This window comes from Aeromonas sp. 600948 (genome assembly GCF_049174875.1).
Lineage (GTDB): Bacteria > Pseudomonadota > Gammaproteobacteria > Enterobacterales > Aeromonadaceae > Aeromonas > Aeromonas veronii_A.
The window spans coordinates 45030-54477 of sequence record NZ_JAAKTY010000027.1; the positions used below are offsets into that span (position 1 = coordinate 45030).

The following is a 9448-nucleotide window of genomic DNA, read 5'->3' on the forward strand; positions in this document are numbered from 1 at the left end:
CAAACGGTAACGACCCGCAGGACTGTCAGCTTTGCCTTACAGTTGCCAGTTTTTGACCATCAGATGGGGCAAGCAGGCCCGGGCCTTTTGCAGTCGCACAGGCGTCGGATTGATCAACCACGCCTCTTTCCCCAACCCCAGCAGCGGCAGATCGTGCAGGCTGTCGCTCAAGGCCAGCTCGGCCTCGAGGGCGCAAATCTCCGGCAGCAGCTTGTGCTGACCGTGGCAATAGAAGCGCGGCATCAGGCCGCCAAAACGGTAGTGCATCTGCGAGCCAATGATCCGGTGGGGCAACTGGCCGGGCAGTTGCTGATAGAGCTGGGCTCGCACCAGCGCGCAGGGACTGGCGGAGATCACCCAGCAGCGCGCCCCCTCGCTTTGCAGCAATTCGCGAGCCTGACGATACAGCCCCGGCCTGGTGCGGCAATAGGCGCGCACCAGCTTGCGCCAGTCCAAAGGGGAAAGCCCCAACGTGATGGCCCACCAGATAAGGGAGATTCCGCGCCGCCGCTGGCTGGGTAGCAGCTGACTTGGTAACAAATAGACCAACCCACCCAGCGCAATCACTGGCAACAGCAGCAGCGGCCAGATCCGGCGGCGCAGGATATAGCGCAGCAGACCGGCGTGGCTGTCGCCTGGAGCCAGGGTGTCGTCAAAGTCGGCCAGGATCCAGCGTGCAGCCCCCCCGCACTCTCGATTCCCCCCACTCTCTTTCGGCACCACTGGTTCAGCTGGCGAGCGGCTTATCATGGGAGCCTCAAGGTGCAAGAGCGGCAATCGCCGCGGTAAGCTCGGGGGTGACAAACTCGGCCCCCTGCGTGGGCGGGCAGACAAAGTCGAAGGGCTCGCCCGCCAGGGTAAAGCTGAGCTGCCAGGCATGCAGATAGCCACGATCGGCTGATGTACCGCCATAGCGTTCATCCCCGAGAATGGGGGCGCCGATGCTTTTGAGGGCAACCCGGATCTGGTGGGTCTTGCCGGTCTGCGGCTTGATGCGATAGAGCCGCAGCCCCTCGCGCACCGACAGTGAATCGAACCAGCTGATAGCAGGATTATCCAGCGTGCGCGCCAGCATCCAGCTGCCGCCGCGCCCCTTTTGCATATCCCCCTTCACCCAACCCTGCTTCTTCTTCGGTTTACGATCGGAGAGCGCCAGATACTGTTTACTCACCTCACGGGCCGCAAAAGCCATGCTCAGCTCACGGTTCGCCTCCGTGGTGCGGGCCAGCAGCACCAGACCGGAGGTCATCTTGTCGAGCCGGTGTACCGGATAGAGGGTGAGCCCGGTATCGGCCTTCACCCGATTGACCAGTCCCGGATTGACCGACTCCCAGTCGCCCTTCTCGTCATGCATGCCGATGCCGGGCTGCTTGTCGATAACCAGGAAAGCGGGATGCTCAAACAATATCCGGTACATAAAACCTCGGGAACTGGGGGATAAAGCACGCAGCCAACGACTGACTGCGCTCGGGAGTGCTGCATTCTCCCTGCTCGGGCACTATTTGGCAAACCGGGCGGGCAGAGGATAAAGATAAAAAATGGCCCCGCCTGCAACAGGCGGAGCCATTTTCGCTCATCTTGGCAGCTCAACCCTTACACATTGCGCGGGCGCAGGTGAGCGTGCCAGCGCGCTTCCCACTTCTTGAACAGCCAGACGATGACAAAGGTGAGCAGCATATAGAGCAGCCCTGCGGTCAAAAACGCCTCGAACGGACTGTAGTAGCGGGAGTTGATGATCCGCGCCGCGCCGGTCAGATCGACGATGGTGATGATGCCCGCCACCGCCGAGCCCTGCAGCATGAAGATCACCTCGTTGCTGTAAGCTGGCAGTGCCCGACGAAACGAGTTGGGCAAAATAATCCGGGTCAGGGTCTGCCAGCGGGTCATGCCAAAGGCGTTGGCTGCCTCAATCTGGCCACGCGGCATATTGTGTACCGCCCCGCGCACGATCTCGGCGGTATAGGCGGCGGTATTGAGGGTAAAGGCCAGCAGCGCACAGAACCAGGCTTCGGAGAAGAGCGACCAGGCGGCACTGTTCTTCAGCCACTCCCACTGGGCGGCGCCGTAGTAGATGATAAAGAGCTGCACCAGCAGCGGGGTGCCGCGAAAGAAGTAGATATAGGCCCAGATCGGCCCCTTGATCAGCCAGTTGCGGCTATTGCGCAGGATGCCCATGGGCACCGCCAGCATCAACCCAAGGATCAGAGAGAGGGCCACCAGCCAGACGGTGGTATAGAGCCCCTCCCAGTAGGTGGGCCACTCTTTGAGAATGATTGAGAAATCCATGGCTTACCTCGTCTTGATGGCGTAATGACGCTCGGCCCACTTGAGCGCCGAGGTGGAGACTGCGGTGAAGATCAGGAAGATCAACGCCACCGCCATGTAGAAGGTGAAGGGTTGCTGGGTCGAGCCCGCCGCCAGCGAGGCTTTGCGCACCATGTCATCAAGGCCGATGATGGAGACCAGCGCGGTGGTTTTCAGCAGCACCAGCCAGTTGTTGCCAAACCCGGGCAGAGCGTGGCGCATCATCTGGGGGAAGAGGATCCGCACAAACACCTGGGTAGCCCGCATGCCAAAAGCCCGTGCGGCCTCCAGCTCACCTTTGTCCACCGCCAGAATGGCGCCGCGAAAGGTCTCGGTCATGTAGGCGCCGAAGATAAAACCGATGGTCGCGACACCGGCCACAAAGGGGCTGATGTCGATATAGTCCGGAAGCAGGGAGACCCACTCCTGATTGGGATTGCTCTCCAGTAACCAGCTGTTGTAAGTCTCGTTGACCCAGGTGCAGATGCCGTTAATCAGCACCTGGCCGCCAAAGAAGAGCAGCATCATCAGCACCAGATCGGGGATACCGCGAATAATGGTGGTGTAGCCGGTGGCGATGGCCCGGGCCCACTTGTAGGGAGAGAGTTTGGCCAGCGCCCCCAGCATCCCCAGCAGCAACGCCAGCAGCAGGGAGGCCAGCGCCACTTCCAGGGTGACCCAGGCGCCCTCCAGCAGCGAGGCTTCGTATCCTTTCAAATCAAACATATGCAGCTCCATCGCCACTGAATCTTCACGCACCTGCTAACCAGAAGGCTCCATAGCAGTCCGAATGAAATATGTGCAGCTCCATTGCAATCAATGCGGGCCCGTAAACTCCCTCAGGGAGGTGACGGGCCCGATGACTACTGACGGGATCAACCTGTCGTTACTTGCCGTAGACGTCTTTGGACTTACTCGCCGTAAACGCCTCTTTGTTTTACTCTCCGTAAACGTCGAACTCGAAGTACTTGTCGTTGATTTCCTTGTACTTGCCGTTGGCACGCAGCGCCAGAATGGCGGCGTTGAATTTCTCTTTCAGATCCTTGTCAGCCTTGCGCACCGCAATACCGGCACCCTCGCCAAACCACTTGGGATCGGTCAGTTTCGGGCCGACGAATTCGAAGGCATCACCCCCCTCTTTCTTCAACAGACCGTCGGTGATGGCGGCAGAGTCGGCCAGCACATAGTCCACACGACCGGATTTCAGATCGAGATAAGCTTCATCGGCCGTGCCGTAACGCTTGATGGTGGCGTTGGGGAAGTTGTCGGTAATAAAGGTATCCATGGAAGTCGCACGCTGCACCGCGACGGACTTGCCTTCCATAAAGGCTTTGTCGAGCTGCACATCAGTGCCCTTCTTGGCGGCAAAGCGGGCCGGAATGTGCTGGTACTTCTGGGTGAAGTCCACCTTCTTCTTGCGCTCTTCTGTGATGTCCATGGTGGCGATGATGGCGTCAAACTTGCGTGACAGCAGCGCCGGAATGATGCCGTCCCAGTCCTGCTTGACCAGGGTGCACTTCACTTTCATCTCTTCGCACAGGGCGTTGGCGATGTCGATATCAAAGCCTTTCACCTCGCCACTGGGCTCGGTCCAGGAGAAGGGGGGATAGGCACCCTCAACCCCGATCCGGACCTCTTTCCACTCCTTGGCCATCAGGCTACCAGACGCGAGGGCAGTAACTACGGCTGTCGCCAGCATCAGCTTGTTCATGTATCTCTCCTTGATAAAACAGTTGATTGGGTAACCAGGCATCCCGCCATCAGTAGATGGAGGAGATGAATTGCTTGAACCGCTCGGATTTGGGATGGGCGAAAATCTCCTTGGGGTTGCCCTCCTCTTCCACCCGCCCCTGATGCAGAAACATCACCTTGTTCGACACATCCCGGGCAAACGACATCTCGTGGGTCACCACCAGCATGGTACGCCCCTCTTCGGCCAGCTCGCGCATCAGGCCGAGCACCTCTCCCACCAGCTCGGGATCCAGCGCCGAGGTGGGTTCATCGAACAGCATCACCTCGGGCTCTACCGCCAGCGCACGGGCAATGGCGGCTCGCTGCTGCTGACCACCGGAGAGGTGGCCGGGATAGTAGTCACGCCGCTCCCAGAGTCCAACCCGGTTGAGCAGTTGCTCTGCCTTGGCCAATGCTTCGGCGCGAGGCACCTTGAGCACCTGGATTGGCACTTCGATGATGTTCTGCATGATGGTCATGTGTGACCAGAGATTGAAACTTTGAAACACCATGGCCAGTCGGCTGCGGATCCGCTCCACCTGACGCATATCCTCGGGCAACCGCTCGCCGGCGCGGCTGGTTTTCATCCGGATCAGCTCGCCATGGAGCGAGACGGTGCCGGATGAGGGGGTTTCGAGCAGATTGATACAGCGAAGAAAGGTCGACTTCCCCGAGCCGGAGGAGCCGATAAGGGAGATCACATCCCCCTTGTGGGCGGTCATGTCGATGCCCTTGAGCACTTCGTGGGTGCCAAAATATTTGTGCAGATCACGTACTTCCAGTGCGGCAACGTCGCTCATCCATTACAACCTTGTCTGTCCCTAGACGCCGCAGGGGGCGTGACTCAACCATCGTCCATTTAACAAAAAGTTAACCGATGGCAACCTTCAGCGAAAATATCACCCGGATAGTGAAAAAACAATACAGAACGAGGGTCTTCAGGGGATTCGCTCTATTTTTATTCGCTCTTTGCGTATTTTTCAGCACTTTGTTTGCATAAACAGCCGTTTCAATGGCTATTCCGATAACGCCTTTTTATACCCCAATCATATCAGTGGCAAGAGAAAAGCGTGATGTGTGCCAAACCGGCACCAAAATGGCTTTATGCACCCCCTTGCCGAGCGAAATATCTGCCCCCCGATCGGATCAACTTGATTTCATTGGTGCACTCGGGCTCGCACAGAACCTTATCAAACAGAGAGGTTGTGGCAAAAAAGTAACAATCTGCCCCCAAAAGGGCTGTTTTCGGCCATGAAAGCGAGAGATATGTGACACAGAGCCAATAAGTAATGATAAGGTGGTGTTTTTATCAGTTTTTGTGATCGAGGCCTCGATGCTGCTCAATGTGTTGCTGATCCTGTTGCCACTGGCAATCGGCTATCTGATTCCCCTCTCCTCTGCCCGGCTGATCAAGCTGGTCAACCAGAGTCTGGGCAAGATGGTCTACCTCATTCTGTTTCTGATGGGGCTCGGGCTTGCCTATGTGGAGAACTTGGGCAGCAATCTGGCGGTGATCTTCAAAGTCGCCGGGGTGATGCTGACCGCGATCACGCTCTGCAACCTGCTGGCTCTCTGGTGGCTCGACAAGCGCACGCCGCCGACCCACGAGGCGAGCGATAGCAAAATGCCGAGCAAGCTGCACCTGCTGTGGGAATCCCTGCAGCTCTGCTTTGTGGTGCTCGGCGGTGTGCTGCTGGGTCTACTGGTGGATCTGCGCGCACTGCCCATCGACAAGTGGAGTGAGTGGGCCCTGATGCTGCTGCTGTTTCTCATCGGGGTGCAGATGCGCAACTCCGGCATGCGGCTGCGCCAGATCCTGCTCAACCCCTGGGGGATGAAGATCGCCGCCACCGTCATCCTCAGCAGCTGGCTTGGCAGCCTGCTGGCGGCCCAATTGCTGGGCATGCCCTTTGCCCATGGTCTGGCGATGAGCTCGAGCTTCGGCTGGTATTCGCTCTCCGGCATTCTGGTGGCCGACAAACTGGGGCCGGTGCTCGGTTCTGCTGCCTTTATCAACGATCTTGGGCGCGAGCTTATCGCCATTCTGATCATCCCGGTGCTGATGCGCCATCACCCCTCTGCCGCCATTGGCTATGGCGGCGCCACGGCGCTTGACTTCACCCTGCCGGTCATCCAGAAATCAGGGGGCATTCAGGTGGTGCCGGTGGCCATTGTCTCCGGCTTTATCCTGAGCCTGCTCGGCCCCATCCTGATCCTCGGGTTTCTGGCGATCTAAGCCTGATTTCCACATTGCAGATAAAAAAGCCCGACCTTGTTGTCGGGCTTTTGCTGTTTGAAGCAACCACGCACTGGCTGCGATATTGCTCGCAGCCTTATTCGCGCCACAGGCCGCCACTCATCACCCTTTCGATAGCAAACGTCCGGTCGTGCACCAGCAGCAGATCCGCATCCTGCCCGACCCCGATACGGCCCTTGCTGCAGAGCCCCAGCGCCTGCGCCGGATTGCTTGTCACCACGGCCAACGCCCTCTCCAGCGAGACACCGAGCCGGGTCGCGCGCACGCACTGCTGCCACAGGCTGGCAATCTGGCCACAGCGCATTTCGATTAGCCGCCCTTCGCCATCAAAGCGCGGCAGGCTGGCGTTGGCATCCGAACTGAAGGTGATGCGATCGGCAGGCACATTGGCGGCCAGCAGCTCGACGAGTGCATCGGCGGCAAGCCGCTCGCCATCCTCCAGCAGATCGGGAAAGCTCGAGGTGGTGAGGTCGACCCAACCTCCCGCCTTGCCCCACTCGATGGCCTCGGCAAAGAGCCAGGGGTTGCGGTTGCAGTGGGTGGGATAGAGCTGGCGCAGCGGAATGTCGGTCTCATCGCGCAGGGCCCGCAGGGGGGCCAATGCCCCCTTGCCATCCCCGACATGAAAGAAGCTGACCCCGCTCTTGCCCGCAAGCAGCCCGGCCACTCGCGCCTCGCTGGCAAGCCTGGCCAGCTCATCGTGGGTCGGCGCACTGGATCTGTGGTCGCTGATGGCCACCTCCCCCACCCCCAATACCTCGGGGATCAGGATGATGTCCGACTCCACCGTACCGGTCAGAGTTTTGACAGGCAGATGGTAGGAGCCGGTATACATAAAGGCGCTCACCCCGGCGGCGCGAAACTCGCGCACCTTGCCGAGCACCTGCGCGGGGGAGCGGGTCAGGCTATCGGTGCCGAGCGCCGCCACCAGGGTAGTGACACCGGCCCTGAGCGCCTCGCTCGCCGCGAGTTCAGGGGTGCGAAAAGCAAAGCCCCCCTCACCACCGCCCCCCGTGATATGGGCCAGCGGATCCACCAGCCCGGGCACCAGATAGCGGCCACGACCATCGACCCGATGCAGCGGCCAGTCGGCGGGCACCGTCAACCCCTTGCCCATCCAGGCGATACGGCCATCGGCCACCAGCAGATCCTGCTGGCCAAGGTGGGTGGGGCTGAAGATCTCGGCTCCCTCGATCAGGGTCAGCATGGCGATCCTCCTTGCACGATTGTCGCTTGCCCAATGAAAAGAGAGGGAGCAAGCTCCCTCCCCCCGTCAACCACCATATATATCGTACTTGAAGTACTTCTGGTTGATCTGCTGATAGGTGCCATTGGCACGCAGGGCCTTGATCGCCTCGTCCAGCTTGCCCTTGAGCTCCTTATCGCTCTTGCGCACGGCGATCCCCATGCCATTACCAAACCACTGGCGATCGGTCAGGGTGGGCCCCACATAGTCGAACTTGTCGCCCCCCTCTTTGCCAAGCAGCCCCTGCTCAATGGCAGAGGCATCGGCCAGCAGGGCCAGCACCCGACCCGCCTTCAGATCGAGATAGGCCTCATCGGCATTGCCGTAACGGACGATGGTGACATTCGAGCCAAAATTGTCGGTCAGGTACTTATCGTGGGTGGTGGCCCGCTGCACCCCGATGCGCTTGCCCGCCATGCCTTCCGGGGTCAGCGTCAGCTCGGTCCCCTTGGCCGCCACAAAGCGATTGGGAATATGGGCATATTTCTCGGTGAAATCGACCTTCTGGCGCCGCTCGTCGGTGATCGACATGGCGGCGATGATGGCGTCGTATTTGCGCGACAGCAGGGCCGGGATCATGCCGTCCCAATCCTGCGCCACCAACTCGCACTTGACCGCCATCTGCTGACACAGGGCGTTGGCGAGATCGATATCAAACCCCTTGATCTCGCCCGACGCATCGGTCCAGGAGAAGGGCGGGTAGGCCCCCTCCACCCCGAAGCGCACGGTTTTCCACTCCTTGGCCATGGCGGGGGTGGCCAGCAGGCTGGCAACAAACAGGGCTGAGAGGGTCAGTCTGATCTTCATCATGTGTACTCCATTACATAAAAAGCGCACAAGCGCGGACAAGGCACCGCAGGCGAATGCATGCGATGACCAAAAGCGGCAAAATCTGGATGAGCGAGATCACGCCCAAGCGGGCGTCAGTGAACTGCTCCAGGGGTTCGATCTATTCGTCGAACCACTCGGAGAGATAGAAAGGCTTGAAGTAGAAGGCCAGAAAAAAGCCTCTGGCTTTGCGCATCATGGTGGTTTGTCGCGTCCTGTGACAAAGATGGCAATCACCTTAGCACGCCCGAATTTTGCCCGGCAAGAGGCAGCCGCCAGGCAGTAGCAAAATCCCGATCATGGTCAAGGCAGGCGGGATCCGTTAGGCTCGAAGCACCTTGCCATCCCATAACAGACACACAGCGACTGATGAATTTTCTGGCCCATCTCCATCTGGCTGCCCACACCCGAAGCTCCCTCACCGGCAATCTGCTCGGCGATTTCGTCAAAGGCACGCTGCCCACGGGGCTTGCCGCCCACTTCGATGAGGGGATCTGGCTGCACCGCAAAATTGACGCCTTCACCGACGGCCACCCCGAGCACAAGGCGGCCGTCGCCTGTTTCGAGGCCCCCTGGCGCCGCTTTGGCGGCATAGTGGTGGATATGATCTACGACCACTGGCTGAGCCAGCACTGGGAGCTGTTCAGTACCGAGCCCCTGCCCCGCTTCCTGCAACGCAGTTATGACCAGCTATTGGCGGATCACCCACGCCTGCCGGATGGACTGCCACTCCCCCTCAAGCGGATGGCCGAGCAAAACTGGATCGCCTCCTACCGCCACAAGGAGGGGCTGGGGCAAGCGCTGAATGGCATCGGCCGCCGACTGCGCCGCCCGGTACAACTGGGAGAGGCGCTGCTGACCCTCGATGAATCGCAGTGGCAAACATGCGAGGCGGGATTTCTGCGCTTCTATCCCGCGCTGATGGACTTTAGCCAGCAGCAGCTGGCCAAATATCGGGCAGCCCAAGGGGCACAGTGATCCCTCTGGATAGAGCCGCTTCCCCATAAAAAAGGCTATGTCCCAATTACGTGTTGCATGGGGCGCCCCAGGGCCTCATACAAACACACTTTGATATTTACGCC

10 protein-coding genes are annotated in these 9448 nt (G+C 59.6%); 2 read left to right on the forward strand and 8 right to left on the reverse strand.

Translation table 11 applies throughout. The annotated features are described in order from the left end of the window. Window positions 1-36: 36 nt before the first annotated feature. From G5182_RS18220 to G5182_RS18245, 6 genes are all read right to left on the reverse strand, one after another. The gene (locus tag G5182_RS18220) at window positions 37-750 is read right to left on the reverse strand and encodes an HAD family hydrolase (RefSeq protein ID WP_421254617.1); all 714 of its coding nucleotides are present in this window, start codon (window positions 748-750) and stop codon (window positions 37-39) included. 7 nt (window positions 751-757) lie between these two features. Continuing rightward, a complete protein-coding gene (locus G5182_RS18225) occupies window positions 758-1417 on the reverse strand; it encodes a TIGR01621 family pseudouridine synthase (RefSeq protein ID WP_421254618.1) in 660 nt (219 codons plus the stop codon). Between the two features lie 176 nt (window positions 1418-1593). Next, entirely contained in the window at window positions 1594-2286 is a 693-nt protein-coding gene (locus G5182_RS18230; RefSeq protein ID WP_005337302.1) for an ABC transporter permease, read from the reverse strand. 3 nt (window positions 2287-2289) lie between these two features. Continuing rightward, window positions 2290-3030, reverse strand: a complete 741-nt coding sequence (locus G5182_RS18235; RefSeq protein ID WP_005352911.1) for an ABC transporter permease — start codon at window positions 3028-3030, stop codon at window positions 2290-2292. A 211-nt stretch (window positions 3031-3241) separates the two neighbouring features. After that, on the reverse strand, window positions 3242-4015 hold the full coding sequence (locus tag G5182_RS18240) for an ABC transporter substrate-binding protein (RefSeq protein ID WP_005337307.1): 774 nt from the start codon (window positions 4013-4015) through the stop codon (window positions 3242-3244). 49 nt (window positions 4016-4064) lie between these two features. After that, a complete protein-coding gene (locus tag G5182_RS18245; protein WP_005337310.1) occupies window positions 4065-4835 on the reverse strand; it encodes an ABC transporter ATP-binding protein in 771 nt (256 codons plus the stop codon). A 533-nt stretch (window positions 4836-5368) separates the two neighbouring features. Between G5182_RS18245 and G5182_RS18250 the strand changes: the two genes are divergently transcribed. Then, on the forward strand, window positions 5369-6271 hold the full coding sequence (locus tag G5182_RS18250; protein WP_216954347.1) for a lysine exporter LysO family protein: 903 nt from the start codon (window positions 5369-5371) through the stop codon (window positions 6269-6271). 97 nt (window positions 6272-6368) lie between these two features. On the opposite strand, the gene iadA is transcribed toward G5182_RS18250, so the two are convergent. Both iadA and G5182_RS18260 read right to left on the reverse strand, forming a co-directional pair. Then, window positions 6369-7499, reverse strand: coding sequence for a beta-aspartyl-peptidase (gene iadA, locus G5182_RS18255; protein ID WP_421254619.1), 1131 nt, complete (start codon window positions 7497-7499; stop codon window positions 6369-6371). A 66-nt stretch (window positions 7500-7565) separates the two neighbouring features. Beyond that, the gene (locus G5182_RS18260; protein WP_408082988.1) at window positions 7566-8348 is read right to left on the reverse strand and encodes an ABC transporter substrate-binding protein; all 783 of its coding nucleotides are present in this window, start codon (window positions 8346-8348) and stop codon (window positions 7566-7568) included. A gap of 387 nt (window positions 8349-8735) precedes the next feature. On the opposite strand from G5182_RS18260, the gene G5182_RS18265 reads away from it, so the two are divergent. Then, on the forward strand, window positions 8736-9344 hold the full coding sequence (locus G5182_RS18265; protein WP_227342466.1) for an ACP phosphodiesterase: 609 nt from the start codon (window positions 8736-8738) through the stop codon (window positions 9342-9344). Window positions 9345-9448: the final 104 nt, after the last annotated feature.

Bases quoted from the DNA above. Each gene is read 5' to 3' on its own strand.
- G5182_RS18250 (WP_216954347.1), top strand. From the start codon at position 5,369: ATGCTGCTCAATGTGTTGCTGATCCTGTTGCCACTGGCAATCGGCTAT.
- G5182_RS18240 (WP_005337307.1), bottom strand. From the start codon at position 4,015: ATGAACAAGCTGATGCTGGCGACAGCCGTAGTTACTGCCCTCGCGTCT.
- G5182_RS18260 (WP_408082988.1), bottom strand. From the start codon at position 8,348: ATGATGAAGATCAGACTGACCCTCTCAGCCCTGTTTGTTGCCAGCCTG.
- G5182_RS18230 (WP_005337302.1), bottom strand. From the start codon at position 2,286: ATGGATTTCTCAATCATTCTCAAAGAGTGGCCCACCTACTGGGAGGGG.
- G5182_RS18220 (WP_421254617.1), bottom strand. From the start codon at position 750: ATGATAAGCCGCTCGCCAGCTGAACCAGTGGTGCCGAAAGAGAGTGGG.
- G5182_RS18265 (WP_227342466.1), top strand. From the start codon at position 8,736: ATGAATTTTCTGGCCCATCTCCATCTGGCTGCCCACACCCGAAGCTCC.
- iadA (WP_421254619.1), bottom strand. From the start codon at position 7,499: ATGCTGACCCTGATCGAGGGAGCCGAGATCTTCAGCCCCACCCACCTT.
- G5182_RS18225 (WP_421254618.1), bottom strand. From the start codon at position 1,417: ATGTACCGGATATTGTTTGAGCATCCCGCTTTCCTGGTTATCGACAAG.
- G5182_RS18245 (WP_005337310.1), bottom strand. From the start codon at position 4,835: ATGAGCGACGTTGCCGCACTGGAAGTACGTGATCTGCACAAATATTTT.
- G5182_RS18235 (WP_005352911.1), bottom strand. From the start codon at position 3,030: ATGTTTGATTTGAAAGGATACGAAGCCTCGCTGCTGGAGGGCGCCTGG.